Source organism: Gluconobacter sp. (genome assembly GCF_047722525.1).
Classification (GTDB): Bacteria; Pseudomonadota; Alphaproteobacteria; order Acetobacterales; family Acetobacteraceae; genus Gluconobacter.
The window spans coordinates 1-25,778 of the sequence record NZ_JBDNYY010000020.1 but is presented as its reverse complement, the minus strand read 5'-3'; the positions used below and the strand labels follow the sequence as shown (position 1 = coordinate 25,778).

Genomic DNA, 25,778 nt, shown 5'->3' with positions numbered 1-25,778 from the left:
GATACAAAACGTTAATATTCAGTCACATTCCTGTGACTGTTTCAATATTTTTTTTGATGGTCTGTCAGGGCAAAGAAGAACGGGGATCCGGGCGAGGTTCTGTGCCTCGACCGGCCCTGGATATCGCTACAGGACCGGTAACAACCGGTATGTACAACAAATTCTGAGAGAGGATATTATACAGAACGTCTCTATGATTTCTGATAATATTTAAAAATTGACCAACAGTGTTACTTTGAAGCTGCGGCCGGGCTGCGTGTAGTAAGCTTTTGGGACTGTGATGTTGTCCGGGATATCCAGGGAGCTATAATATTTCTTGTCGAAGATGTTATACATTCCTGCCTGCAGACGCAGGTTGCGATAGAACTTTGGTGAATACCACCCCGTCAGATCGAAGATCGCATAACCCGGCGTCTTGTTGACGTTGGAGGCCATGTTCTGAACCTTGTTGCGGGCTGCGGCGAAGGTTGTGGAGAGATTTGTGCCCCAGTGATCGGTGACATAACCAAAGCCGACGATGCCTCGGAAGGGAGCTACGGAGTTGAGATGGACATGTTCCTGGGTGTCGCGTCCGTCTGAATAGGACAGGGAAGTCCACACTTCCCAGTGGTCGGCGAATGTCCAGTTGGCCCGGGCCTCAACGCCGTAAATGCGAACACTCTGGCGGTTGATATACTTGTAGACGCCATAAGGGAAATTGCCCAGGATTCCGGCTTCTTCTGCGGTTCCCGTCACGCTGTCGATGAAATTGTGGTAGTAATTGTCGTAGAAGGAAATGTTCGCGCCCTTCCTGGAGTTTCCATAACGGGCGCCGACTTCCCATCCCTGACTGGTTTCAGGCTTCAGGTTCTGATTGCCGATTGAGGCATAGGTCCCTGTTCCCCCATAGGTAAGATACATTTCGTTTGCGGAAGGGGCGCGGAAAGCCTGAGCGTATTGTCCGTAGATTGTCAGGTCATCAAGCAGACGGGCTTCGACAAGGACCTTGGGCGAATAATGGGATCCACTCGCAGCGTGGGGTGTTCCGCTGTAAATCGCATTGCTGACATAGGTTGGCGTGGGTTTCGGGTTGCGCTTGTACCAGTCAAACCGGAAGCCCGGGGTGATATGCAGCCATTCGTGTTTGCCGAAACCGATACGGTCCTGAACGATACCGCCAAGATCCGTCCCGTGGACATCGGGCATGTCAGACTGGTTGTTGTGCAGGAAGTAGCATGCATAAGTGCCAGCCGTGCAGTTGTCCCTGCCGCCGGCATACTCACTTGAGTCGGTCAGGTAGGCTTCACCGCCGAGGGTGATGGCGTGATGCAGGGGGCCGGTAAACACGTTGGACGTGATGGAACCGACGGTGCCGTAGGACTGGGTCGTGAGGGTGTCGTTACGGTCATATACTCCGACCGGCGCTTTCAGGCGGTTGGCAGCCGTGTTGTTGATCGTGTCCACATTCTGCCAGTAGGCCGTCAGGTGCGCTTCGCTGATGAAGGCCAGAGGGTTGGCGGCCTTGTAGTCGTACCCTGCCGAGACACGGGACCGTTTCGTCTCTTCCAGCGTGTGATAGCGACTGTAAGTGCTGTTGACGCTGGAGAGGGTATTTTCATTGTAGTTGCGGTCAAAAACCTCTCCGGTCAGCGTAACGCGATGGCCACCTGCGAAGTAATGATGGATTTTTCCTAAAAAACTGCCTTGCGTGTAAGAGGCCGGGTCCTTTCTGGAGCGCGTCGTACCAGTTCCGCCAATGTCGCCATGGTTGCCCGTTTCACTTCCATTCTGATAACCGCCCTGTACCAGTACCATCGTGTTGCCGTAACGCGCGGCCAGGGCCTGGTTGAGGTAGGCGCTTTCGCTTGCACCATCGTAAGTGGCTTTCGACAGACCGCCGAATTTCCGGTTCTCTTTCAGGACGTCCTCAGGGTTCAGGGTACGAAGCGCGAGGACCCCGCCCAGAGCCCCGGTACCGAAAAAGCTGGAATTGGCGTTTTTGACGACGTCGATGCCGCCAAGGGCATTGAAATCATAGGATGAGACGCCGCCTTCCAGACCGCGGGCACCATTGTTGGTCCAGGTGGTGCGAATACCGTCGATGGTGGTGAGGATGCGGTTCTGGTCAAGACCACGCATGTTGATACTGGAATTGCTGGAATTGAAATTGACCGCTGCATCCACGCGCCGGCTGTAGTCGGAAATATTGTCGATCATGCGCGTCTGGAGTGTCTTGAGGGTTGTTGTCTGGGTGAAGACACGCGCCTTGCCGACATTGCTGTAATCGGCATCGGGATCGATTTTCATGGAATCGAGAACATCGTCTTTTCCTCTCTGCCCCTGAACGCGAACCGGTGCCAGGGCGATGGGCGCGCTTTGAGATGCCGGGGCAGAGACGATTGTTGCCGGGGTTGGCTTCTTTTCTGTCGTGTCAGGGAAAGTGGGCTGTGACGTCGATGGGTATTCCTGTGCGAAGGCGTGTCCGGGCGCTCCGGCCCCCATCAGGACCAGGGCGGAGGTCAGGAGAAGCTGGCGTCGGCTGAGAATTCCGGGGTGGCGGGAAGGCATGTGACTGTGTCCTTGTTGCGAATGTTTCGCAAAAAGAAGTCAAGGAAGAATGCTTGTCAATAAGATGAGATTGATTCTCATTATCAATTATGGCAGCGTCTTCCTGTCAGAAGGGACCATTCCGGTGTCCATGTCGAAAAATGCTGGAATCACAAGGGATTCCAGATCTCAGGAGAGCGAGATGTTTGTCGTTGTGAACCGTTTCAAAGTGCGCCCGGAGAAAGAGGACGACTTCTGTCGTCGCTGGCTGGATCGGGAGGTACTGCTCAAAACCGTTCCCGGATTTCTCATGATCCAGTTCATGAAAGGCAGCACATATCCGGATCATGTGGCTTACGCTTCTCAGACGGTCTGGACGTCGCGTGAAGCCTTTGAGGCGTGGCGTGGGTCAGACGTCTTCCAGACGGCGCACAGGAATGCGGGCAAGGGCGAGGCTCTGACGATTGGGAGGCGGGAGTTCAGTGCGTATGAGGTGCTCCGGACTGTCGAAGGCCTGGAGCAGGCCGCCTGATGCCGCAGGTCGGACACCATGAGCGGAAATGAAGCCATGATGCACAATCGTATTGTTTCGCGCCGTCATCTGGGGGTGTCTCTTGTCGCCATGACCGTTACGGCGGGTATCCTGCCGAAAACAGGACATGGAACACCTGTCCGGATGATAACGGACTGCCGCGGCAGGCGTGTGGCCATTCCGGGTGCGGAGCGGATCGCCTGCATCGGGGGTACCATCACGGAAACGCTTTATGCGTTTGGACGCTCGGGAAGCATCGTTGGCGTGGACCTGACCTCCACCTGGCCCGAACAGGCCCAGCGGGAAAAGAAAAATCTGGGCTACATGCGGGCGATTTCCGCCGAAGGTGTCCTGTCCCTCAGGCCGGATCTCATTCTGGCCATGAATGATTCCGGCCCTGCGACCGCTATGGATCAACTGGCGGCCTCGGGTATTCCGGTCGTGTTCGTTGATGCAACGCACACGCCGGATGCCATTGAGGGGCGGACGCGTTTTCTGGCAGAGATCGTCAATGCAAGGTCTGAGGGAGAGCGCCTGTGCGCCACGATTTCCGGGCAGTTCCGGACCCTGGCGGCATGGCGGCAATCCCATCCCGAACTGCGCCGGGTGCTGTTTGTGATGCGCATGACGAATAACCGTCCCATGGCTGCGGGGAAAGGAACGGCTGCTGATGCGGTGATCCGTCTTGCGGGGGCCGTAAATGCCGGGGCGGACATGCAGGGTTACAAGATCGTGGATCAGGAAAATCTGGTCGCCCTTCGTCCGGATGTGATCCTGACGATGCAGCAGAGTGATGACGCCATCCGGTCTGAACTTCTGGCCGATCCGGGGTTTCAACTGACGCCGGCCGGAAAGAACAGGGCGATCATTGCCATGGAAGGAGAACGTCTTCTGGGGTTTGGGCCGCGCACGCCTCAGGCTGCGCTGGAACTGGCGCAGCTCATTGCTACGGCCGGCCATCCCGCATGAGATCACCCCACCGTCCGGCCCTGATCTTTCTGGTCATGCTCGTTCCGATGGTTCTGCTGGCCGTTATCGTCGCGCTGAATGTCGGAGCGACGGGCGTGCATCTGTCAGCGCTCTGGCATGGAACGACGGACCCGGACGTCCTGTCGGACCGGGTCGTGTTGCTCCGGATCCGCGGTCCACGGGTTGTCATGGCGGGACTGACAGGGGGCGCACTGGCTGTTGCGGGAGGCATCATGCAGGGGCTTTTTCGCAATCCGCTGGCGGACCCGGGACTGATCGGTGTCTCCTCCGGTGCCGCACTGGCAACGGCCTGCATGATTGTCCTTGGTGGAGCATGGTTCATGTCGGGCACATGGGGGGCGTGGGCCATTCCTGCTGCCGGGATGTGCGGCAGCTTTGTCGCGGCGTATCTTCTTTATCTTTTCGCGACCCGCGGGGGTGTGACCTCCGTCAGCACGATCCTTCTGGCTGGTGTGGCGCTCGGGGCGTTTTCAGGGGCTCTGACGGGCATTCTCATCTTTCGCGCCAATGACACGGCCCTGCGTGACCTGACGTTCTGGACGATGGGAAGTTTCGCCGGGGCGACATGGTCCCGGATCGGGCTGCTGTGTCCGTTCCTGGGTCTTGCGGCCTGTCTGACGGCTCGTCTGGCGACACCGCTGAATGCTCTGCTGCTGGGAGAGAGTGATGCCCGGCTGATGGGGTATCCCGTTGAGCGTATCAAACGTCTGGCCATGGTGGCGGTGGCCTGTGCTGTCGGCCCCGCCGTCTCCTTTGTGGGGGCGATCGGGTTCGTGGGCGTCATCGTGCCGCATCTTGTCCGGCTGGTGACGGGTCCGGATCATCGCCTTGTCCTGCCGGGAAGCGCGCTTCTGGGAGCAGTTTTGATGATCGTGGCGGATACGCTGGCGCGCGTGATGGCCATGCCGGCAGATGTCCCGGTGGGGATCGTGACCGCCGTCCTGGGAACCCCGGTCTTCGTCTGGCTCCTGGCATCCAATCAGGGACGCGAGGTGGCCTCATGAGCCTTTCGCTTGAGGATGTCAGTTGGTGTGCAGACGGGAAAACGGTTTTGCACGCCTGCTCGCTGCGGTTCGAGGCAGGTCTGGTGACGGCGATTGTGGGACCGAACGGTGCGGGGAAAAGTACGCTGCTTCGCCTCTCAAGCGGACTGTTGCCCCCATCCAGTGGAACGGTCATGCTTCAGGGTGTCCGGCTGGCAGAGCTGTCTCCGGAACGTCTTGCCGCGATGCGGGCCATGCTGACGCAGGATGGTGTTCTGCGGGCGCGGTTCACACTGCATGAACTCGTCGCGATGGGCAGCCGTGTCCCGGCGCCCGGACTGACGGGCAGGGAGCGCGCCGCCTTGGCGGAAGAGCTGCTCGAGCGTGTGGGACTGGGACGATTTGCGGCACGCGATGTCATGGAGCTTTCAGGGGGCGAGCGTCAGAGGGCCCATCTGGCGCGTGTCCTGATGCAGCTTGAAGCTGCGGTTGCGGGTCGGGATGGCCCTCCGGGTTTTTTGCTGCTTGATGAGCCGATTTCCGCTCAGGATCCGGCCCGTCAGCATCTGGTTCTGGATCTGGCCCGTGCCCATGCCCGACGGGGTGGAGGTGTGGTGCTGGTTCTGCATGATCTGAACTGGGCCGTAGCCTGTGCCGATCAGATCGTGGTGGTGCATCAGGGAAGCATCCATGCGCAGGGTCCTCCGCAGGATGTTCTGACAGACAGTCTGGCCCGCACCGTGTTCGGGCTGGAAGAGGGGCGCGTTCGAACCCATGCACGAACGGGCAAACCCTATATTCTCCCGCACGATATCATTTTCAAATAATGAAAGAGAAAAACAGATGCCCCAGTATATTGCCATGAACCGTTTCAAGGTGGCGCAGGAAAACGCTGAAGCTTTTGAAAAGCGCTGGCTGGATCGGGAAATACTTCTGAAAACAGTGCCCGGATTTGTCAGCTTCCAGTTTCTGCAAGGTCCGACACAGGATGATCTTACGCTTTATACATCCCACACTGTGTGGGAATCCTATGACGCCTTCTTGGGGTGGACCCGGTCCGAGCAGTTCCGGCAGGCTCACACGGGCGCAGGAGGCGGCCGTACGCTGATGGCTGGGCCGCCCGTTTTCGAAGGCTTTCAGGTCTTGCAGACCGTCACGGCCTGAATGGTTTCTGCGTGGCGCCGGGTCTGTCAACGGGGCCCGGTGCTGTGCGGGGGATATTCAGACTCCAGAACCAGCGCGCCATCATAGGCCTTGTCCCATTCGGCGGTCTGGTAAGTGTGGGACATGAAAGCTGCCGGAGCCGATCCGGCATGCTGGAGAGCCTGATGATCGATGAAGACCGGGCATCCGGGAGGCTGGAAAGGAATCAGGGCCTCCAGGGCTGTCGCGGGAATGGGGGGCAAGGGCCTGTTCTCGGGCCCTGACCACCGGTAAGTGCCCTGCCGTGCCGTGATACCCAGAGCAAAGACCTGAGAGCCGTATCGCCGGGCGAGTGCAGCCCCGAGGGTCTCATTGTCCTGATAATCCCTGAACATGGTGCCGGATCGGGCTGCATGGACATTATGGGTCCAGATGACAACTTTGGCCTTCTTGCCGGAACCGTCGATGAAATCGATGGCGTTCCGGGCCATCATGGCATCGCGGGCGATACCGAAGTGCTGCAAGCCGGATGTGGACGCGGCAAGCCAGCCGTCAAGGTTTCGAAGCTCGCGTGCCGTGTCGCTGCCGGGAGTGTCTTTGGCGGTCGTGCGAATGTTTGCCGTGCAGGCGGCAAGTCGGGCGGGGAGGTCCTGTCGGGAAACGCCTTCCGGCAGGTCGGCTCCCAGCACGAGGGCGGAAAAGACAGACTGGCAGAAGCGTCTGCGGTTTTCCCCGAGGTCGGATGTCAGTTCCCTGATCATCACGTCGTTGCTGTATGGCTGCTGAAATCCGCCAGGCTGAAAGTCCAGTCCGCCAACCGTGACATGACCTGAATTCATATTGTGCGCCATGAACCTGAAAAGCGGCTGAACTTCCCGGTCGAATTTCCAGAGGCCTCCGACCGCGGCTGCAATCTGGTCGGACGAGACCGTTCTGCCCGCGCGTTGTGCCCGCAGGACCGGCGTGAATTCATAAGTACTGGATTCAAATAATACGGTGTTGAAACCACATTGCGTGACAAGCCGTTCGACTAGCGCGCTCTTTACGCTATCGCTGTGTCCATCTCCGTGGGAGGCCTCGCCCAGCAGGACCACACGTTTGTTGCACATGGCCTGCACGGCCTGCTTCACGGCGGTCAGATCGCCTGTATCGCTCGGTGCTGCAAATACGGGCGAACAAAACAGAGAGATGATTAAAAGAATGCAGATTCCAGCAGGGAATACCAAACGCCGCTCGAGGTCAGACAACGACATTCCGCATTCCCCCTATTCTGGATATTCTCCTGCCGTCTACGCTGACATGTTATCACCGTGGAGTCGAACGGATAAAATATGTCCGTCAGGACAGTTTATGGACTGTGGGAAACCTGTCCGCGCTGGATCGCAAGGCTGTCCCAGAGCTGCATCAGGGTCGTGATGGCCGCATCCAGTTGTTTCGCCCTGTTTCCGTCCCGGGCCTCGCAACTCAGGCCGTGCAGAAACGTTGCAAACAGGGTTGGCAGGGTTTCCGTCGCTGGCGAGGCTGCGAGTTCCTCGTTTGCAATGGCCCGTTTGACGCAGGCGGCAAAGCCGCTGCGGCTGCGTGCCCGCTCGGTTTCGAGAAGGGTCTGAACGGGCTGGTTTTCAGGCGAGCAGTTACACGCCCCCAGTACGATCATGCATCCAGCCGGATGCGTCCGTGAGGTCTGCATGCGGGCGGAACCACGCAATGTGCTTTCAATGGCGTCCCGGGGAGAAAGCGTCTGGTCCCACAGAGGGGCCATGACCTGTCCGTACGTCTCCAGATAGCGCTGCACGACTTCGCGGAACAGCGCTTCCTTGGACCCGAACGCGGCATAGAAGCTGGCGGGGGAGATGTTCCCCATATGAGCCTTGAGCTGGTTCAGGGAGGTGGGCTCATAGCCCTGCTCCCAGAACAGCGTCAAAGCGGCATCCAGCGCCTGATCCCGGTCAAACTCGCGCGGCCGTCCTGTCCGGGCCATCTGGTCTCTTCTCCCTGTATCAACCAATTTCAATACTAATCGGTCCGGAAATGAATTGCCAGCATCATGCACTGAACCCGCCGTCAATGGTCTGCATGGCCCCGGTAATGCCCCGTGCTGCATGACTGGCCAGAAATGAGACATAGGCCGCGACATCATCAGCAGATCCGTGTTCCCTGATGGCCATGACGCTGTGCATGAGATCGGCCTGTGGACCATTGGCCGGGTTCATATCCGTATCCGTCGGCCCCGGCTGGATGACATTGACGGTGATGTGACGGTCTCCGAAATCCCGCGCGAGGCCCCGTGCCATGCTCTGCAGGGCGGACTTTGTCATGCTGTAGGCCGCCAGTCCCCGGAAAGGCACACGGTTGGCGTTCGTGGAGCCGATCAGGATGATCCGGCCCCCATCCGGCATGGAACGGGCGGCTTCAACCGACGTGTGATAGGCGGCGCGAAGGTTGATATCGATCATGCGGTCAATATCATCAGGATTGAGCGTCAGAGGATCTCCGGCAACGCAGATCCCGGCGTTGAACACGAATATGTCGATGGGACCAGCCGCGTGCGTGGCGGCAAGAATTGCGGAACGGTCGGTCGCATCCGCCTGAATGGCTTCCGCGCCTGTCTGGCGGGCAAGGTCTTTGGCCCTGCTACGCGAACCGGCCCATGTGAAGCGCACGGAGGCACCGTCCTGGGCCAGTCGTTTGACGATGGCCGCACCAATCCCCCGGCTCCCACCGATGACGAAGGCCCTTCGGCCTGAAAAATCTGTCATGTCGTTTCTCCTCTGTTCTGTATCGTTCACTACAGAACGGAGGGTGTCGGCATGCAACTCAATTCTGTATCATTTAATCCATTTGTTGCGTGCAGGGTGACAATCTTCGGATCATTGGCCAGAACATCGAAGTTTCTGCCACTAAGGGTTTTCTGGGATTTTCCATGCTCGATCATATCTTTCTGACGGTGAGCGATATCGACCGTTCGATCGCTTTCTACGAAACCGTGCTTCCCTGCCTCGGAATCACAAGCCGTCTTGATTACGATGGAAAGGATGCTCCACCCGGCCATCCAGACCTGAAAGGGTTTGGTGCCAAAGGGCGTATGTTCTTCTGGCTGCGACAGGGAACGCCAGCAGCCGGTGCAGTCCATGTCGGCTTTGTCGCGGAGTCTGCCGCCATGGTGGAGGAAGCCTGTGAGGCGGCTTTGGGCGCCGGCGCAACCAGTCTTCATCCCCCTGGACCCCAGCTTCATTATGATCCGCGATACTATGCCGCACAGGTCCAGGACCCGGACGGCTACAGCCTCGAATTCGTTTACAAGAGCTGGCAGCACGACCACTGACGTCCTGGACATGTGTTCCAGCAGGATCATTACGGGGCTAGCCACTTCCGTCCTGCCGCTACCCCATTCCGGTACCGATTCATATGAAGAATTAGAAAAGTCTTGCGGGTTTGATGGGTTCTCTATGATTCCATCGTTCATCATACGATGAAGGATGGCTCATGAAGCGGCCCGGTTTTTTGGGTGTTGAGGAATGGCTGGCTCGTCTGAGCGGGCTTGGTAATCAGCCTGATGCCAAAACGGTGTGGCTGTTTCGTGAGCGTCTGACCCAGGCTGGTGCGATTGATGGTCTGTTCAATTGCTTTGACGCCACCCTGCGGAATGCGGGTTATCTGCCGATGTCAGGCCATATCCTGGACGCGACATTGGTAGTAGATCCAAAGCAGCGCAAGACCAACGCTGAGAAGGCGGATTTGCGGGCAGGCCGCATTCCAGAATGCTGGCAGGACAAGCCGTCAAAGCTGTCGTACAGGGACCGTCATGCGCTGGACGCTGAAGTTTGCGAAAGTAAAACGGCCGGAAGATGGGAGCACGCCGACAACAGATCCTGCAGCCCGTGATGGTGCCAGGCTGCGTGAGGGACTGGCTCGATCGAAGCAATACGGCATCTGATGTCTGGGCTGACACAGCCTATCGCTCAAAGGCCAATGAGGCTGTTCATCCGTACTGTCGGGATCACGGGAGCCACCATGAGGATCGGGCTGGCCAACATCGTCTACAACATGCGCCGCTTTTCTCTTCCTGAAGAGGGGCGGCGCCACGCCATTGCGTAGCAATTCTGGGGGCAATGAACTCCGTCCTGCTTATACGGCACAACAGACAACCCCAAACAGAACCACCAATCATCGTTCCCTGCGCCTGAAATCAGGTAGCCAGAACATCATTCAATGGTTCTTCGATCCCTCCCGATGAAAAGGGATCACAGGCAGTAACCAAAAACGACACGCCTTTGAAAGTGTCCGGGTTGCATGTCTCCTCAAATTCCTGTGAGGGAAAATCAGATAATAGACATGATCTGCTTTCCGAGAAGATGATTGATATTTACGACGTCACTATCATTTAAAGTGGCCATTTTGAGTATGAATTCTTCATATGAAAACAAGCCGGAAGAATTGAGCATGAAGTATATCATATCTGATACTGAGTACTCTTTATCACCAAAAAAATTAAGCTCTGCGACCTTTTCCCCAAAATAAAACTGCTCCCAATTTGAGGCTGTTTCTCTTGTGAACTCCACGCTGCCTCCCTGGGGAGCGGGAATTGAGGTGAGGTATTTCCCGGTTTTCTGAGATTTTATGAATATGGCGTCGTCTGAATCATTCTTTTCGAATTCAAATTCGTAACAATAGCTGGTTTGGGCTGATTGATTGATATGAAACCTGACATTGGATGAATACATGAAAGGATTTCTGAAAATCCACAGCTTGTTACTGTCATACGGAATGGCAGCCCATATTCTTTCAAAGGCTTCCCCCTGAATAAGGTGCCCGTCAATGTTGTTCAGGGAAAGATGTTCTCCATGGAAATTCTTCAGGTGGAAAAACTCCACCTTTCTGCCGGGCAACAGTCCCTCTTTCCTGTCTTCAAGAGCATTCCCTTTTTCAAGAAAACTCTGCATCGAGTACTGGAAGACAGCCTTCTTGATATTTGCATAGACGGTATTGGCCGCATTGATCCGATTTTGATCCTGAGGATCAAAAACATCATTCCGGTCAAAGTGAGACCAGTAAACAGTACTGTTTGATAAGTCTGAGCCCAGTCTTCTTTTGATGCGGCCTATGAAATGCTCCATGGATCGGCAAATGTAATGGTTGACTCTGGCGCCTTCCCACAAAACTTTTTTTGTTGCTCCAGGGCGCCATTCAACGGTTTGCCCCAAAGCGTCGACATAGTTTCCATAGGATAAATTGTACTTGTGGGGATTGTCATAAACAAAGCTGACAGCTTCTGGTCTTACAAAACTTTTGACAAGCGTGTTGTCATCAAGCTCTGGCGTCGATCTGTGACTGAATGCCTGATACGTCGGAACCTTGTCTTTCAGAACGCGGCTTGAGCTTCCGTATATGCACCAGCTCAAAGCAATTCCGGTGTCATTTTCGCCGAATTTGCCCAGGAAATTATTTACGTCGTCAGACCCGTCAATGCTGATATATTCGTCCCCATCAAGCATCGCGATCCACTCATAATGACCCTTGGATCTCCTGATGGCATCAAAATAACTGTCTCTTTGCCTGTAGTAAAAATTACCTTCAAGCATGGAGGTTCTGAGGACTTCCACGTTGTAGTGTCCTTCACAGGACTTCGCTATTTCATAGGTTCCATCGGTAGAATGATCATCATACACGAATATCTTATTGAAACCCAAGGAGATATGCCATGATAACCACGCCATGATGTCATGGGCTTCGTCTTTCACAAAGAGCACTATTGCAGATGTTTCTTTTTTCACGACGAAAACCCTGTTACTGTTGGCGCTGGAACTCTGTCCTTGCAGATTACATCCTTGCTCAAGATTAGCCAAATCAGTTGGTTATGCATCGCTTGACAGATTTCTGAAAACTGGAGGGTTAAAAAATTTGCGGCTGCGTCCCCGTTGCGCGTTCCTGACGGTTTTTCTGTTCTCCGGTTTTTCTGCAATGCAGGTGCGCAACGCTGTTGCAGGCACCTGCGATCCTGCAATCGACGGCAGTAATCCCTGTCCGCACGCTGTTTTTCATCCCGAAAAGCGCCCTTTGTCGATGATGGCGCGTGTGGGCGAGGCGATGTTTTTTGACGCGGGGCTGTCAGGTTCCGGGAAACTCTCCTGTGCGTCCTGTCATGTCCCGGAATGGCATTATGGCCCCCCCGATGGCGCTTCCGTCTTTCGCGGCGGCAAGGCACTCGACCGCGAAGGGCAACGTGAGATTCCGGGTCTGACCTATCTGGACCGTCAGCCACCTTTCAGCATCGGTCCGGATGATGCCGTGGCGGACGATGTTGTTCCGTCCCTCGCGGTGCCCGCCAGCGGGACAGCCCATCCGGTGAAAAGCGCGTCCAACACAGCCGTTTCGGCGACCAGTCTCGTTCCTCAGGGCGGTCTATTTCTCGATGGGCGCGCCGACACGCTTCACCAGCAGGCAGGCGGCCCCCTGTTTGACCCCGATGAAATGGCCTCCACGCCACAACGCGTGGCGGCGCGTCTGCAGACGGTCGCCTATGCAGCACCCCTGCGTGAACTGGCGGGACCACAAGGCAGAAGATCCCGGGATTTTCTGTTGTCCGAAGGGTTGTTCGCACTGGCCCGGTATCAGATCGAAGCGCAGGATTTCCATCCCTATTCCAGCAAGTTCGACGCTTGGCTGGAAGGGAAGGCGCGGTTTTCGCTGCCGGAGCGGCAGGGATACCTCCTTTTCAACGATCCGGGGAAAGGGAACTGTGCGGCCTGCCATGTGGATACGGTGCATGGTGACGGTCTGCCGCCCCTTTTCACGGATCATCAGTATGAAGCGCTAGCGGTTCCGCGTAACATGATGCTCAGGCGGACGCATGATCCGGCCTATCACGATCTGGGTGTCTGCGATCAGCGCCCCGATGGTCACAGGACACTGGCGCCGTATTGTGGGATGTTCGCCACACCGACCCTGCGCAATACCGCGACACGGCAGGTCTTTTTCCATAACGGGGTTTTCCATACGCTCGATGAGGTACTGGACTTTTATGCATTGCGCGATCTTGAGCCTTGGCGGTTCTACTCTCATGGGCCCGATGGCAAAGTCCGGATCCACGATGATGTACCTGCGGCCTATCGCGCCAATATCGATACGACCGATGCCCCGTTCGACCGGAAACCGGGAGATGCTCCACCTCTGACCCCGGCTGAACGCAAGGATATCATTGCGTTTCTCCAGACACTGACCGACGGATGGACGCCTGAGCGATCGCCGGGCACCCGGGCGCGCCCATGATGGTCGGTAAAGTGCGGGCTCTGCTGGAACAGCATCAGGTTGCCCTGTATTTCGCCGCTGTTCTTCTGGGCGGTCTTACGGCGATGCTGGTGAAGGGAACGGCCTCCTGGGACGTCCTCATCAATCCGGCCCTTGGGGTGATGCTGTTCGTAACCTTCCTGCAGATCCCACTTGCGGAACTCGGGCAGGCATTCCGGAAGACGCGGTTTCTGACCGCCCTTCTGGTCACGAATTTTGTGGCCGTGCCCGTGTTGGTCGCACTGCTGATCCCGTTCGCGCCAGCAGACGGAATGATCCGGCTGGGCATCCTGATGGTCCTGCTCTGTCCCTGTATCGACTGGGTGGTGACGTTCGCCCATATGGGACGGGCTGATGCGACCCTCCTGCTGGCATCCACGCCCGTTCTTCTGGGCGTACAGATGGTGGCGTTACCGCTCTGGCTCCGTCTTTTCCTCGGGGACGGCGTGTCGCAACTGGTTCAGACAGGACCGTTCCTGCATGCCTTCCTCTGGCTGATCCTCATGCCGCTGTTTCTGGCGTGGCTCGTCCAGATCTCGGCACGGCGGACCTCAACGGGACAGCATGTCGCGACAGCACTGGGCCTGCTGCCGGTGCCGGTCACGGCGCTCGTCCTGTTGATCGTCATTGCGGCCATGGTCCCGCATCTGGGGCAGGCGACGGCTGCCGTTCTGCATGTCGTGCCGGTCTATGTGGCCTTCGCCCTGCTTGCCCCATGGCTGGGCTGGGGCGTCTCGCGGCTGTCCGGACTGGAGGCTCCGGCAGGGCGGGCGCTCGCCTTCAGCGGGGCAACGCGCAACTCCCTGGTCGTGCTGCCGCTTGCGATGGCCGTACCGGGAGCCGCTCCCCTGCTTCCCGCCGTCATCGTCACCCAGACCCTCGTCGAACTGGCGGCAGAACTTCTCTTCATTCGGCTGGTTCCAGGACTGGGAGCCGACCGCCCGTCCTCGCCCTGACGTGGCGGGCACGGAAGATCGTGCTCGCATTTCCCGCGGCAGGTCGGATAGGGTGAAGCCTTCCCGCGGACGGGCCCCTGTCGCTGAAAATATCGGGGCGCGTCTGCGGTTTTCCTGATATGTGAGAGCGACAGATCATGCTGAACATCCATTCCCTGTCCCGCTGGGCGTTTGCCGGTGCCAGTATGCTCCTGATCCTGCTGGCGAGCTTCCTGATCCTGTCGGGCGGGATCGGTCTCGTGACCGCCTTCGTGGCCTCTCTGAGCGAAGGACGCGAAGAGATCCTCAAGGCCATCAGCTATGTGGTGATCTCGATTGCCGTCTTTGACGTGGCAAAATACTTTATCGAGGAAGAGGTGCTGCGGCCAAAGGGCAAGCAGTCCATCGCGGAAGCCCGTGTCAGCCTGACCAAGTTCATGACGACCGTCATCATCGCGGTCTTTATCGAAGGGCTGGTCGGCGTTTTCGAGCGCAGCGGAAAGGATCCCCGTGACATTCTCTATCCCGCCGCCCTGCTTGTCGTGGCGACGGGAATGGTCGTCGCCCTGGGGATCTATCAGAAGCTCAGTATCGGGGCGGAGCGCGAAAAGAAGGAAAAGGACATGATCGGCTAGGGGATCGCCGCCTCAGTCCTGCTGAAGCCGGCGCGGGAAGGCGGCTGGATTGAAGGCCGCGAGCAGGATGCCACCCAGCGCGATCACGACGGAAGCCGGACACAGCACGGCAAATCCCAGCGTGCTCAGAAGATGGCCACCGATTGCAGAGCCCAGCAGGATGCCGAAATTGCTGCTGCTGTTGATGGCCGCCCCCGCGACATCCGCACTGGTCGCCCGGGCCCGGATGGCTCCCGACATCACGAAGGGAATGATGGCCGCATAACCCATGCACCACAGCCCCACAGCGGCCACGCTGGGCCATGCGGAAATCAGGTGTCCGTAAACGAGGCTCATGCCGATGAGCATGGCAAGGCCACCACCAAACAGTCCCGCTGCCGGCCAGCGGTCCACGACCTGTCCCGCGCCCCACAAACCGAGAATGCTGACACCGCCCGTCACCAGCAGGGCAATGCTCAGCAGATGCTCCGGCAGGCCATGCGCCAGCAGAAGCGGGGAGACATAGGTGTAAAGCAGGTTATGCGCGAAGAAGAACACGGCATTCACACCAATCACGACGCCAAAAATGCGCGCGGCCTGCGGTGAGCGGATGGTCGGAACCTTGAGCGCCTTGGTGTCCGCCCCGCGAACGGGCGGAAGATAGAGCGCGATGAAGACCGTCAGCATCGCCGCCAGGCCCGCAATGACGTAAAGCGCCACACGCCAGCTTGCGAAATGGCTGATCGCGGCCGCTCCCGGAACGCCGAGAACGGACCCGAGAGACGTTCCCCCGAAGACGAAGGAAATGGCCCGTCCCGTCATGCGTTCGGGCACCAGATGGGCGGCATAGGCGGCTGCAATCGACATCATCAGGGCATGCGACAGTCCACCAAGGGCACGGCCGGCGCAGACGATGGCAAAGTTCGGCGCCATCGCGGAAATCAGGTTGGAGAGGACATATCCGCCCAGGCAGACCAGCATGAGCATCTTGCGATCCATGCGGCTCGTGGCGATCGTGAGGGGCACGGCTCCGAACGCGACGAGCAGCGCATAGGCACTGACGGCCAGTCCGGCATGACCTTCGGTGATGTTGAAGGATTTGGCCATGTCGATCAGCAGGCCAACCGGCGCGACCTCGGTCGTCACCGCAATGAAAGTCGAAGCGAACAGTGCGCAGAGGCCTGCGATCGCCGGACCGGAGAGCGTTTTGAACACGACGGACTTCCTGACTGCAACGGCGACCTGAGCGTCCCGAACGCGAGGGCTTTTGGCACTTTGATCCAGTGACGGAAACCCAAAAATTCACGTCATGGATCAGAGTGCCCCGGGACGGGCCACATGCCCCACGAAAGCCCATGTTTTCCAGAGTTTGCGAACATGTTGGTTTTCCATTTTCCCGCCGGAGATCACGGATTCGGGATGCCGCTTCAGGACCCTTCCAGAATCTCGTTCCGATGCCCCAGTTCGCTCGAAATGATGATGAGACATCCCGTAACGCCGCACAGGAGCAGACGGATATTCCGGTTGGTTTCGGCATTCTCCATGACGGCAAGGCTTTTCAGGGCATCGCGGGACTGGAGTTCCAGTGTTTCCGGGACGGCTGACGGGCTGGCAAAGCTCTCGCACAGGCGCGAGAGGATCGTCCGCGCCTTTTCAGGCAGGCCGTTCTGGGTGCGATAGGCCTGGAGCTGAAGCAGGTTGCGCCCGACGGTCATCATCGAAAAGGCGGCATGAAGCCAGCGGTCGTTGGAGCGGCCCTGCACGGCTTTGGTATGCGCGATCAGTTGTTCCATACCGAGGACGATCCGCCCGACCCACACAGCTTCTGTCATCGAGGGCCGGTTTTTCCCGATGAGCCGCAGATCGGACAGCAGATCCAGCCGGAAGTTCCGGTAGAACCGCGTCAGCTGGAACGGAAAGACATACCGGAACACGAGAACACCGAACCCGAGCCCGCTCAGCAGCGCGAGCACCGTGTTAAACCACTCGGCCTCGTTGATGCGGCTGTGGTTGTCGAGACCGATCAGGTACGGGAAGAAATTGCTGAAAGACGCCGCCCGTGCCGTGAGAGCGGGCACACGTGTGGCCAGCCCGCCAATCAGCATCGGAACCGAAATCGTCAGGCACAGCATCGCGTAGGAGGCCGTGACCGGCATGACCAGAAAGACGGGAACAACCGCTGCAAGCGCAGCCCACACCGCGCCTGAGAAGAACGCGCTGCTCGCCAGAACCGTGTTGCTGAAAGACGCGAAACGCGCGCAGACCACCGAGACGAACGTGATGAACAGCGGCCCGTCCGGCCAGGCCGTCACTTCCCAGACATAGGCTGCCGTCAGCACGGCAACGCAGGAGCGCAGGCCGTTATGAATGGCGGCATACCAGTTCCGGGGGCGCGCCAGCCGATAGCTTTCGGCTTCGGGATCCTCGTCGGGATCGCCCGCCAGACAGCCCAGAAGATGCTGAAGCTCCGTCAGCGTCAGTTGCAGCCCCTGCAACAGGATGCGGTCGTTGAAAACGGTGCCGCTGTCGTTTTCGGCCCTTGGCAGGCTTACCGTCTTTTCGACGTCCTGCTGACACCGCGCGATCAGCGCAAGAACGTCCTGTCGGAGCGCCTGTAGCGTACCGGCATCATCAATATCCACACGCAGCCGGTCCAGAACTCCCGCACTGTCGTTCAACAGGGCCTGTGTGCGTTCCGAACGCTGGCTCACGGCGCCCAGACGACTGCGCATCCCCAGTGCGCGCGACATCAGCCGCGATGCCAAGGCAAGCGTGGCCCGCGCATAATCGACAATGCCTTTCGTGCGCCCGACTTCGATCGCACTGAACTCGATCCTGTCGCCCAGACTCAGCGACAGGGAAAAGATGTTGTGCAGGTCGCTCTCGGGGGTGCCATGTTCCAGAAGGATATCGCGTGAGGCATTCGCGGCTTCGAGGACGATCTGCTGAAGCTGGCTGCGGATGGCCGCCCGCGCCTTGGCCGGAACATTGATCCGGCAGGCCATGTCCGCCACCGTGCCGCAGATCACGCCCAGAAGGATGTAGGTTCCCCGCGCCATGGCGATGCTGAACACCTGATCGGGCTGTGCCTGCGCACTCAGGGAGACAATGGAACAGGTATAGGCCGTCAGCACGAACGCGTAGCTGCGGAAATTATGGACGAGCGTCCCCAGCGCCGTACACAGCCCGATCCAGACGGCCAGAGCCGGAAAGAAAAGCCAGGGCGCCTGCGGAAAGGCCGCTGCCAGGGCAATGGCCGAGACAATACCCCCCAGTGTTCCCGCAACCCGCCAGCGGGCCTTGGAAAGACTTTCCCCCAGAGTGCCCTGCGCCACGATCCAGACCGTCATGGGCGCCCATTGTGGCTCCCCCAGTTCCATCCACAGCGCAATGGCCAGGGCAAGCAGTGCGGCAATCGTCGTACGGACCGAAAAACCAAGCGCGGAAAGACGAGGCGCATACAACCAGGATAAATTACGAAGGAATCCAGTAAATGACGGCCATCTTCCCTGTGTTTCCCGGTTGAAGAATGGCCCCATGAAATCCCGCTGCCAGTAGAACAGATTGAACGCGGTGCTATGTGTCCTTCGATGGCAGGAAAATCAAATGTAATAATTATTTATGTTTCAGCAGCTCTTTTCAGGAATATTTCCCGGGCAGATGGCCTGTCCCGCCAGCATGCAGCACAGTCTGGACAGGTCCGGTCCTGTCGTCCCACGGGGCATGAACCACCCGGTTCCGTCCGGCCTGCTTGGCGGTATAAAGCGCGCTGTCAGCCTGAGCCAGAAGCTCTGTCCGGGGGATGCCACGGCCGGAACACAGCGCGGCACCAATACTGAGCGTAGCCCCCCCGATCATGCGCGTTTCCGTCGAGAAAGCCTTTCTGAGCCGCTGTGCGGTGGCGAGCATTTCGTCAAGGCTGCCACACTGGAACACCACCACGAACTCATCGCCGCCCACACGGAACAGAATTGTCGGGGGATAGAGGATTTCCGTACAGACACGCCCCATGGCGGCAATGATCTGATCTCCGACCGCATGGCCGTAAGCGTCATTGATGGACTTGAAATGGTCGATATCGACCATGAGAAGCGCTTCGTGCGCGCAGATCTTTCCATCATCTCCCAGCCATGCCTGAAAGGCCCGGCGGTTGCTCCCGCCCGAGAGCGGGTCCTGCAGAATCAGTTCTTCCTGCCGGAAAGCAAGCTGTTCCCAGGGGATTGCGATCATGGCCAGCGCAAAGAGTGCCACCTCGATGACCGCCAGGAAATTGTAGGTTGTCACGGCCCAGACGGTGGCTGGCGCCGCGCCGAGGGGAGCAGGCATCCACAGGACAAATGGCATCAGCAGGAGGTGGAAGCCCGCATAGATGCGGAGCAGTCTCAGAAGACTGCGTCTGGCAGGCGTCCTGATCCTGACGTGCTTCTGCAGATCACGGGCAGCGAAGGCATGAAAGGCCGCGATGATCCCCAGACGACAGCCCGTGCTGATCACATGGATCAGGCCCGTCGGCCCGGCCAGAACCGACAGCATGAAAGACGCCCCGCAGGCAGACAGCAGGATCAGCAACTGCGGCTGGCAGCCCAGCATGACCCGCATGGCCTGCCAGGCAGCCCCGTAGGCCATGACCATGAACAGGGCTCCCACCCGTAACCCCCACAATCCGGGCAGGAGGGTCGGGAAGATGAAAAACAGGCCGGAAACCGATGCCAGAAGGAACGGAGCCGCGTACCAGACCACACGGGACCATCGTCTGCCGGAGAGTTCAGACAGAATGAAGTGAACACCCAGAAGCAGGAAAATAACTGAACTGCATCCAAGCAGGGTGGGGGGATCAGGAGTCATTGATGGTGCATAAGCTATTGAACAGGCTGTACAGGCCACTCCCGTAAACGCTGGCAGACGGTCTTCGACGTCCCGGAATGCAATAAAGACAGCCTGACCTTACCTCCGGGTTAATGGCATTTTTCAGGCCGTTCCGCTCCCCGGCGTTCCGGTGAAAGGGATGACGGACCGCCTGTGTCCCGGCATAAGGGCGCTTCTGTCATCCTCATCAAGATGAGTCGCATGCTTCCTGAAAAATCTCTTTCCGCACCAGTATCGGTCCGACGATGACGCGTCTATTCCCACTCTGGGCCATTCTGGTCTCCGCTTGCGCTCTCCTGACCCCCGGACCGTTCCTGACGCTGGTTCCTGTCATCACGCCGCTTCTGGCCTTTGTCATGTTCACGATGGGCGTATCGCTGACGCCCGCTGATTTCGGTCGCATCCTGCGCCGTCCCGCACCGGTTCTGGCCGGGGTGGGTCTCCATTACCTTGTCATGCCTCTCGCCGCATGGGGGATCGCCCATCTGCTGTCGATGCCGCCTGCGTTGGCAACGGGCATGGTACTGGTCGGCTGCGTGTCGAGTGGTACGGCCTCGAACGTGATGATCTATCTGTCGCGCGGGGACGTTGCGCTCTCCGTCAGCATCAGTGCTTTCTCCACCCTCGTCGGAATTGTCGCAACGCCGCTTCTGGTCCGGTTCTATGTGTCTGCCGGGGTTGCCGTGGATAGCTGGGCACTGTTTCGCAGCATCCTGACGATGGTGGCACTCCCCGTTCTGGCCGGTGTGATTCTCAATACCCTGTGCCACCGTGCAGTGAAGCGCGTGGAGCCCGCGCTTCCGCTGGTGGCCATGGTGTCGATCCTGCTCATCATTGGAGCGATCGTTGCGGGCGTTGGGCCCTCCCTGAAGCAGGCCGGTCCGGTCATGCTGCTGGCGGTCATCCTGCATAACGGGATCGGGCTTCTGGGAGGCTACTGGGGGGGGCGGGTGCTCGGTTTCGATGAAAGCATCTGCCGCACGCTGGCGCTGGAAGTCGGCATGCAGAACTCAGGTCTCGCCGCCACGCTGGGGCGTCTCTATTTCTCCCCGCTGGCTGCACTTCCCGGAGCCGTCTTTTCCATCTGGCACAACGTCTCGGGGTCCATTCTGGCGTCGCTGTGGGCGTCGCGGCCTATCGCGCGGAAAGACCCGCCGTATTGACGAGGAACACCATATCAGTCGCGCGCGTCACCGCCACATAGCAGAGTTGCTGCGTCTCCAGCGGGTTCTGCCGTGCGCGGCGGCCGATATCGCCGAGATCCACGAACACGTTTTTAAACGTGCTGCCCTGCGCGGTATGGACCGTCATGGCATAGATTGCCTGAAGTTGGAGCAGGGCATTGTGAAACGCGAAACGGTGGCTCCAGCGCCGGTGCTGCTGTTTCGCTTCCTGCACCAGACGCCGGTCCACAGCCTCCAGATCCTTCGGGTTCTGCACGATATGGCCGGTGATTTCCTCTCCCGCCATCGTCAGCAGCGTCACTTCCCATGACGCGAGATCCGCTACCCAGGCCGGAACGTCCTTGCAGAGTTCGAACTTGTACGAAAGCCGACCGGGCCTGATGTCCATGACGAGGACTTCCTCGTTCGTGGCAATCGCCTGACGCGGGCCGCTTTCTTCCTGCTGGACGGAAAAGGGCGCGCGGGACACCACACGCTCACCGGGCATGAAGGGCGTGGGTGTTTCGCCGCCATAGCGCCAGAGCCGGACCATCCGGTTGATCTGATGCACCCGGGCATTCGTCCAGCACAGATAGCGGCACCAGTCGTTATCTTCCGCGAAGGCATCGGACAGGAACGCCTTGCGCACCCAGCTTTCCACGTCTTTCGGCAGGAACAGGCCCATCTGGTCCTGACGCGCATCGCGGACCCAGCTCCAGTCGGCTTCACCGCCCTGGCTCTGGCGGATGATGGTCGCGGCTTCGAGGATCGGATTACCCGCCGCCTGCCGCACGACCGTTTCGAGATGAGAGCGCGAGGGTACGGAAAATGACGGGGACGCAGCCTCTCCCACGGGCGGGAGCTGGGCCGGATCGCCGACGAACAGCACGAAGCAGTAGCGCAGCAGATCGCGGATCCAGTTCATCAGCTCCGCGGAGAGCATCGAGCACTCATCAACGATCACGATGCCATCGGCAATCGTCTGCGGCCGTTTGGAGCGGACGAGGGTCGTGGTCGTACCCTGCGAGGACGGCTGAAGGCTCAGCAGGCTCTGGATGGTCCGGCAATCGACGTCGCGATCGACTTTCGAGCGCAGAACGGCGGTCGCCTTGTGGGTAGGGGCAGTGATGACCACCACCTTCTTTTCGGCCATGAAATGCCGCGCGACGGCCTGCATCAGTGTCGTCTTGCCGCTGCCCGCATATCCCGTCAGAAGATGCGTCGGCAGTCCTGCAGCATGTGCGGCAATGATTTCATCAAGCGCCTGCCGCTGGGAGGGTGTGAGCATGACCATGAGCGGCTTTTCTCACATTTTCCCGACACATGCCATTGCCTCGCCAGCAGAACCCGGCACAGTCTCAGCCGGAAAAAGCAGGGAGAAAGCCAGACTGATGGAGACAGCGTCGAATGCCATTTTCTGGCAGGAAAAATGGGAGTGCGGTGAAACGGGCTTTCACGAAACACAGCCCAATCCGCTTCTGACCCGCCATATTTCAGCTTTGGATCTTCCGGTCGGGGCACGGATTTTCGTCCCTCTGTGCGGCATGAGCCAGGACATGATCTGGCTGGCCGGGCAGGGTTATCACGTGACCGGCTGCGAACTCAGCAACGTCGCCGTCCGCAGGTTCTTCAGGGATCTCGGAATCACGCCCGAAATCGTGCAGGCAGGTCCGCTCCGGCGCTTCTCCGCAGGGAGTATCAGCATCCTCGAGGGCAACATCTTCGACCTGACGCCAGACCTTCTCGGCCCAATGGATGCCATCTATGACCGCGCCGCACTGATCGCCCTTCCGGAAGAGCTGCGCCGGGCCTATGCGGCGCATCTCCTGTCCCTGACCGGCCCGGTTCCCGAACTGCTGGTCACGCTCGACTACGATCAGTCCTGCCTGAAGGGACCGCCCTTTTCCGTCAGCGAGGCGTTTCTACGCTCGTATTACGGGAAGGCTTACACGTTGACGCTTCTGGAAAGCGGGGAAGTCGAAGGCGGTCTGAAAGGCCGCTGCCCGGCGTCAGAAAATGTCTGGCGTCTCAGCCCGCTTCCGCCCTCGTCCTGAGCACTACTCCGCGGCGGCGGCTTCCGCGCCCATGCGGGTCTTGTCTACAAAGCCCTCCGTCGCATCGTCGAGCGCGCGCGTTCGGCGGCCACCCGGGCCGTGGACGTAAAGCGCCTTGCGGTCGATCTTGTCCACCACGTCCGGCTGGACCGGCATTTCATAACGTGGTTTGCGCATGTGGTCGGAGAGCTGGAGCTTTGGATCGAAGACCGAATTGAACTTCCACAGCATCTTCACGAAGTTCGTTTGTCCGTGCATCAGAAGGCGCGTCGCAATCCCGACGGTGCCCTTCAGCGCTTCCCAGCCCATATGCTTGGTGTTCAGCACCTGCTGCGTCTTAACCAGTTCCTTATAGAACTCGGGCAGGGGCAGGGTGGTCGGCAGGACAGCGTGCTGGATGTCGAACAGGCGATAGTCGCGCGTGGTCAGGCGCCGGGCCTCGCGATGCCAGATTTCGGTGCCCGGATAAGGGGTCGTAACGGAAATATTCACGATGTCCGGGATTTCGAGGCACCACTGGCGCACGGCCTCGAAGCGTTCGCGGGGCCAGGACGGATCGGCGATGATGTTGATCGCAACCGTCAGACCAAGCGAGCGGGCATATTCCAGCGCCTCGAAATTGGCATCCAGCGACACACGCTTCCGGAACTGTTTGAGCCCTTCCTCATCCACGGCTTCAAGCCCGATGAATATGTAGGTCAGCCCGATTTCGCTCCAGACCTTGAAGACCTCCTTGTTGCGCAGCAGTACGTCCGCACGGGTTTCAAGGTAGTATTCCTTCTTGATGCCGCGTTTCTTGATTTCGTCCGCGATGGCCATGCCATGTTCCTGGTGGACAAAGGCCACGTCATCGACGATGAAAATCCCCGGTTCCTTCAGGGCCTCAAGCTCGTCGGCAATGACCTGCGGACTGACGGTGCGGTAGGAGCGGCCATAGAACGTCCAGGCACTGCAGAATGTACAGTCCCAGGGGCAGCCCCGCGCGAATTCGATGGAAGCCGCCGGGTCCAGCGTGCCGATGAAATATTTGTTGCGGTGATGCAGCAGGTCGCGGGCGGGGCGAACGGTGTCGAGGCTTTTCACGAAGATCGGCGGCGGGCCTTCGCCATCCACCGTGATGGCACCGGGAACCTTCAGCAGGTCGGTTTTCTTCTCGATCGATTCCAGCAGCAGACCCACCGTGGCATCGCCCTCGCCCTTCAGGATGCAGTCGATGGCGCCTTCGGAGAGCTGGAGGACGTCGGGGGCAATGAAGGAAACGGAGTGACCGCCGACGAAAATGAACTTCCCGGGCAGCCTGAGTTTCGTTTCCTTGCACAGGTCCAGGATCTCGGGAATGTTGGCGAGATAGCTTCCCGAAAAGCAGACGATGTCCGGTTTGAAGTCAGCAAGACGCTTCCAGTAGTCCTCGTGCGTCTCCACCTGAAGATCGATGATCTGAACCTCATGTCCTTCGTTGCGTGCGGCACCCGCCACAAGTTCAAGACCAAGTGGTTCGAGCCTCAGGAACACGCGCGTGTACATCAGGGCACTTGGGTGAACGGCCAGAAGTTTCATGAAGTCATCCCATTCTCTTGTGGCGTGTCAGATCACAACTGCAACACAGGGAGACATAGGCGCTCAGTATGTAGCAATCAAATGACACACTCCCGTGATTGCGCTGCGCTGCGCAATCACGGGGTGGAGAATGGGGGAACTGACGGAAAGGCACCGATCTCCGCAGCCCCCGGGAAACCTGCATAATCCGGATGGCCGGCAGGTTTGGGAAACGCCGCGGAAAGTCCTGGTTTCACGACTGCGTGATCTGTCCTGTTCCGGAGTGCGCGCCATCGGGACTCTCGCCGTTCCGCTCATCGCGTCGTGCAGGATAAAAGTCTCTCCGGGCGCGCAGCAGAAGCCGCTTTTAGTGACAGCCGCCTTTGCCCGCCCGGTCACAGCCCGTGCAGCCTCCGCACCCCTTGCCAGTGGTAGGGCCGGTGGAGGACCGGGCAGGCGCGGCCAGCCCGATTGCCATGCGCAGCCGGCCCCATCCGGCGGGGAACAGCCGGGCATACCAGTAAATGGCAGCGGCACAGACGATCAGCACGGCAACAGCAAGTTCGATCATCAGGCAACTCCCGTAATGGCGCGGGTGACGTGATAGGTGATGAAGGCCGCAACATAGGCCAGACCGAACAGATACCCCGCAGCCCATAGAACGGTTCTGATCGATCCGGTTTCCCGCCGCATGACAGCCAGCGTGGAAATGCATTGCGGCGCATAGACATACCAGGCCAGCAGCGAAAACGCTGTGGCCGTGCTCCACTGCGTCGAGAGGAGCGGCAGAAGCTTGTCGGCCGCGCCGTCATCCGTGGCCCCGATGGCATAGACGGTGGCCAGCGCACTGACGGCCACCTCACGCGCCGCAAGACCGGGAATCAGTGAAACGCAGATCTGCCAGTTGAAGCCGATGGGGGCGAAGACCCACTCCATCAGATGGCCGATCCGCCCCGCCAGACTGTAATCGATGGCGGCTCCCGGAGCGCCTGCGGGTGGCAGAGGGAAGCTCGACAGTGCCCAGAGCAGCACGTTCAGCGAGACGATGATCGTCCCCACACGGGAGAGGAACATCACGGCGCGCTGCCACAGTCCGAGTGCCAGGCTCTTGAGGTTCGGGCGGCGATAGGGCGGCAGTTCGAGCAGCAG

General features: G+C 58.9%; 23 protein-coding genes and 1 pseudogene. 12 read left to right on the top strand and 12 right to left on the bottom strand.

All coding sequences use genetic code 11. The features are described from left to right. Window positions 1–210 precede the first annotated feature (210 nt). Window positions 211–2,547, bottom strand: a complete 2,337-nt coding sequence (locus ABF859_RS13065) for a TonB-dependent hemoglobin/transferrin/lactoferrin family receptor (protein WP_415528144.1) — start codon at window positions 2,545–2,547, stop codon at window positions 211–213. A 181-nt stretch (window positions 2,548–2,728) separates the two neighbouring features. On the opposite strand from ABF859_RS13065, the gene ABF859_RS13060 reads away from it, so the two are divergent. The 5 genes from ABF859_RS13060 to ABF859_RS13040 are packed head-to-tail and all read left to right on the top strand — an operon-like array spanning window position 2,729 to window position 6,195. Then, window positions 2,729–3,058, top strand: coding sequence for an antibiotic biosynthesis monooxygenase family protein (locus tag ABF859_RS13060; protein WP_415528143.1), 330 nt, complete (start codon window positions 2,729–2,731; stop codon window positions 3,056–3,058). 18 nt (window positions 3,059–3,076) lie between these two features. After that, complete coding sequence (locus ABF859_RS13055) at window positions 3,077–4,027, top strand: heme/hemin ABC transporter substrate-binding protein (RefSeq protein ID WP_415528142.1); 951 nt, start codon at window positions 3,077–3,079, stop codon at window positions 4,025–4,027. Next, window positions 4,024–5,052, top strand: coding sequence for a FecCD family ABC transporter permease (locus tag ABF859_RS13050; RefSeq protein ID WP_415528141.1), 1,029 nt, complete (start codon window positions 4,024–4,026; stop codon window positions 5,050–5,052). Before ABF859_RS13055 ends, ABF859_RS13050 begins: the two co-directional genes overlap by 4 nt. Then, window positions 5,049–5,858 (top strand): ATP-binding cassette domain-containing protein, encoded by an 810-nt coding sequence (locus ABF859_RS13045; protein ID WP_415528140.1) that lies wholly within the window; start codon window positions 5,049–5,051, stop codon window positions 5,856–5,858. The genes ABF859_RS13050 and ABF859_RS13045 overlap by 4 nt, the downstream gene beginning before the upstream one ends. Before the next feature lie 16 nt (window positions 5,859–5,874). Next, on the top strand, window positions 5,875–6,195 hold the full coding sequence (locus ABF859_RS13040) for an antibiotic biosynthesis monooxygenase family protein (RefSeq protein ID WP_415528139.1): 321 nt from the start codon (window positions 5,875–5,877) through the stop codon (window positions 6,193–6,195). Window positions 6,196–6,221: 26 nt separating this feature from the next. Here ABF859_RS13040 and ABF859_RS13035 read toward each other — a convergent pair whose 3' ends face one another. The 3 genes from ABF859_RS13035 to bdcA all read right to left on the bottom strand — a co-directional run bounded on the left by ABF859_RS13035 (window position 6,222) and on the right by bdcA (window position 8,933). Next, complete coding sequence (locus ABF859_RS13035; protein WP_415528138.1) at window positions 6,222–7,304, bottom strand: erythromycin esterase family protein; 1,083 nt, start codon at window positions 7,302–7,304, stop codon at window positions 6,222–6,224. Window positions 7,305–7,522: 218 nt separating this feature from the next. After that, entirely contained in the window at window positions 7,523–8,155 is a 633-nt protein-coding gene (locus tag ABF859_RS13030; RefSeq protein WP_415528137.1) for a TetR/AcrR family transcriptional regulator, read from the bottom strand. A 64-nt stretch (window positions 8,156–8,219) separates the two neighbouring features. Further along, on the bottom strand, window positions 8,220–8,933 hold the full coding sequence (gene bdcA, locus ABF859_RS13025; protein WP_415528136.1) for an SDR family oxidoreductase: 714 nt from the start codon (window positions 8,931–8,933) through the stop codon (window positions 8,220–8,222). A gap of 164 nt (window positions 8,934–9,097) precedes the next feature. Between bdcA and ABF859_RS13020 the strand changes: the two genes are divergently transcribed. Continuing rightward, window positions 9,098–9,499, top strand: a complete 402-nt coding sequence (locus ABF859_RS13020; protein ID WP_415528135.1) for a VOC family protein — start codon at window positions 9,098–9,100, stop codon at window positions 9,497–9,499. 203 nt (window positions 9,500–9,702) lie between these two features. Beyond that, window positions 9,703–10,272 (top strand): annotated as a pseudogene (locus tag ABF859_RS13015) (IS5/IS1182 family transposase); the annotation flags it as partial. A 224-nt stretch (window positions 10,273–10,496) separates the two neighbouring features. Here ABF859_RS13015 and ABF859_RS13010 read toward each other — a convergent pair. Continuing rightward, on the bottom strand, window positions 10,497–11,948 hold the full coding sequence (locus tag ABF859_RS13010; RefSeq protein WP_415528134.1) for a glycosyltransferase family 2 protein: 1,452 nt from the start codon (window positions 11,946–11,948) through the stop codon (window positions 10,497–10,499). Window positions 11,949–12,075: 127 nt separating this feature from the next. Here ABF859_RS13010 and ABF859_RS13005 point away from each other — a divergent pair, with 127 nt between their 5' ends. From ABF859_RS13005 to ABF859_RS12995, 3 genes are all read left to right on the top strand, one after another. After that, the gene (locus ABF859_RS13005) at window positions 12,076–13,443 is read left to right on the top strand and encodes a cytochrome-c peroxidase (protein ID WP_415528133.1); all 1,368 of its coding nucleotides are present in this window, start codon (window positions 12,076–12,078) and stop codon (window positions 13,441–13,443) included. Continuing rightward, on the top strand, window positions 13,440–14,417 hold the full coding sequence (locus ABF859_RS13000; RefSeq protein ID WP_415528132.1) for an arsenic resistance protein: 978 nt from the start codon (window positions 13,440–13,442) through the stop codon (window positions 14,415–14,417). The genes ABF859_RS13005 and ABF859_RS13000 overlap by 4 nt, the downstream gene beginning before the upstream one ends. Window positions 14,418–14,554: 137 nt before the next feature. Then, entirely contained in the window at window positions 14,555–15,031 is a 477-nt protein-coding gene (locus tag ABF859_RS12995) for a hypothetical protein (protein WP_415528131.1), read from the top strand. A gap of 12 nt (window positions 15,032–15,043) precedes the next feature. Here ABF859_RS12995 and ABF859_RS12990 read toward each other — a convergent pair whose 3' ends face one another. The 3 genes from ABF859_RS12990 to ABF859_RS12980 all read right to left on the bottom strand — a co-directional run bounded on the left by ABF859_RS12990 (window position 15,044) and on the right by ABF859_RS12980 (window position 19,855). After that, window positions 15,044–16,225: an MFS transporter gene (locus tag ABF859_RS12990; protein WP_415528130.1), complete on the bottom strand. Its 1,182-nt coding sequence runs from the start codon at window positions 16,223–16,225 to the stop codon at window positions 15,044–15,046. 212 nt (window positions 16,226–16,437) lie between these two features. Next, on the bottom strand, window positions 16,438–18,474 hold the full coding sequence (locus tag ABF859_RS12985; protein ID WP_415528129.1) for an FUSC family protein: 2,037 nt from the start codon (window positions 18,472–18,474) through the stop codon (window positions 16,438–16,440). Window positions 18,475–18,649: 175 nt separating this feature from the next. After that, window positions 18,650–19,855, bottom strand: coding sequence for a diguanylate cyclase (locus tag ABF859_RS12980; RefSeq protein WP_415528128.1), 1,206 nt, complete (start codon window positions 19,853–19,855; stop codon window positions 18,650–18,652). A gap of 266 nt (window positions 19,856–20,121) precedes the next feature. Here ABF859_RS12980 and panS point away from each other — a divergent pair, with 266 nt between their 5' ends. Beyond that, on the top strand, window positions 20,122–21,039 hold the full coding sequence (gene panS, locus ABF859_RS12975; RefSeq protein ID WP_415528127.1) for a ketopantoate/pantoate/pantothenate transporter PanS: 918 nt from the start codon (window positions 20,122–20,124) through the stop codon (window positions 21,037–21,039). Here panS and ABF859_RS12970 read toward each other — a convergent pair. Beyond that, window positions 21,011–22,333 (bottom strand): ATP-dependent DNA helicase, encoded by a 1,323-nt coding sequence (locus ABF859_RS12970; RefSeq protein ID WP_415528126.1) that lies wholly within the window; start codon window positions 22,331–22,333, stop codon window positions 21,011–21,013. The two genes, panS and ABF859_RS12970, sit on opposite strands and share 29 nt — an antisense overlap. A gap of 97 nt (window positions 22,334–22,430) precedes the next feature. Between ABF859_RS12970 and tmpT the strand changes: the two genes are divergently transcribed. Beyond that, on the top strand, window positions 22,431–23,093 hold the full coding sequence (gene tmpT / locus ABF859_RS12965) for a thiopurine S-methyltransferase (protein WP_415528125.1): 663 nt from the start codon (window positions 22,431–22,433) through the stop codon (window positions 23,091–23,093). A gap of 3 nt (window positions 23,094–23,096) precedes the next feature. On the opposite strand, the gene hpnR is transcribed toward tmpT, so the two are convergent. The 3 genes from hpnR to ABF859_RS12950 form a co-directional block, all read right to left on the bottom strand. Then, window positions 23,097–24,650 (bottom strand): hopanoid C-3 methylase HpnR, encoded by a 1,554-nt coding sequence (hpnR, locus tag ABF859_RS12960; RefSeq protein ID WP_415528124.1) that lies wholly within the window; start codon window positions 24,648–24,650, stop codon window positions 23,097–23,099. A gap of 346 nt (window positions 24,651–24,996) precedes the next feature. Beyond that, complete coding sequence (locus ABF859_RS12955) at window positions 24,997–25,200, bottom strand: hypothetical protein (RefSeq protein WP_415528123.1); 204 nt, start codon at window positions 25,198–25,200, stop codon at window positions 24,997–24,999. Then, window positions 25,200–25,778, bottom strand: a 579-nt coding sequence (locus ABF859_RS12950; protein ID WP_415528122.1) for a nucleoside recognition domain-containing protein, incomplete at its 5' end; no start/stop codon positions are given. The genes ABF859_RS12950 and ABF859_RS12955, both read right to left, overlap by 1 nt.

Bases quoted from the DNA above. Each gene is read 5' to 3' on its own strand.
- panS (WP_415528127.1), top strand. From the start codon at position 20,122: ATGACGCGTCTATTCCCACTCTGGGCCATTCTGGTCTCCGCTTGCGCT.
- ABF859_RS13045 (WP_415528140.1), top strand. From the start codon at position 5,049: ATGAGCCTTTCGCTTGAGGATGTCAGTTGGTGTGCAGACGGGAAAACG.
- ABF859_RS13040 (WP_415528139.1), top strand. From the start codon at position 5,875: ATGCCCCAGTATATTGCCATGAACCGTTTCAAGGTGGCGCAGGAAAAC.
- bdcA (WP_415528136.1), bottom strand. From the start codon at position 8,933: ATGACAGATTTTTCAGGCCGAAGGGCCTTCGTCATCGGTGGGAGCCGG.
- hpnR (WP_415528124.1), bottom strand. From the start codon at position 24,650: ATGAAACTTCTGGCCGTTCACCCAAGTGCCCTGATGTACACGCGCGTG.
- ABF859_RS12995 (WP_415528131.1), top strand. From the start codon at position 14,555: ATGCTGAACATCCATTCCCTGTCCCGCTGGGCGTTTGCCGGTGCCAGT.
- ABF859_RS13050 (WP_415528141.1), top strand. From the start codon at position 4,024: ATGAGATCACCCCACCGTCCGGCCCTGATCTTTCTGGTCATGCTCGTT.
- ABF859_RS13000 (WP_415528132.1), top strand. From the start codon at position 13,440: ATGATGGTCGGTAAAGTGCGGGCTCTGCTGGAACAGCATCAGGTTGCC.
- ABF859_RS12980 (WP_415528128.1), bottom strand. From the start codon at position 19,855: ATGACTCCTGATCCCCCCACCCTGCTTGGATGCAGTTCAGTTATTTTC.
- ABF859_RS13055 (WP_415528142.1), top strand. From the start codon at position 3,077: ATGAGCGGAAATGAAGCCATGATGCACAATCGTATTGTTTCGCGCCGT.
- ABF859_RS13065 (WP_415528144.1), bottom strand. From the start codon at position 2,547: ATGCCTTCCCGCCACCCCGGAATTCTCAGCCGACGCCAGCTTCTCCTG.
- ABF859_RS13020 (WP_415528135.1), top strand. From the start codon at position 9,098: ATGCTCGATCATATCTTTCTGACGGTGAGCGATATCGACCGTTCGATC.
- ABF859_RS13030 (WP_415528137.1), bottom strand. From the start codon at position 8,155: ATGGCCCGGACAGGACGGCCGCGCGAGTTTGACCGGGATCAGGCGCTG.
- tmpT (WP_415528125.1), top strand. From the start codon at position 22,431: ATGGAGACAGCGTCGAATGCCATTTTCTGGCAGGAAAAATGGGAGTGC.
- ABF859_RS12970 (WP_415528126.1), bottom strand. From the start codon at position 22,333: ATGGTCATGCTCACACCCTCCCAGCGGCAGGCGCTTGATGAAATCATT.
- ABF859_RS12955 (WP_415528123.1), bottom strand. From the start codon at position 25,200: ATGATCGAACTTGCTGTTGCCGTGCTGATCGTCTGTGCCGCTGCCATT.
- ABF859_RS13060 (WP_415528143.1), top strand. From the start codon at position 2,729: ATGTTTGTCGTTGTGAACCGTTTCAAAGTGCGCCCGGAGAAAGAGGAC.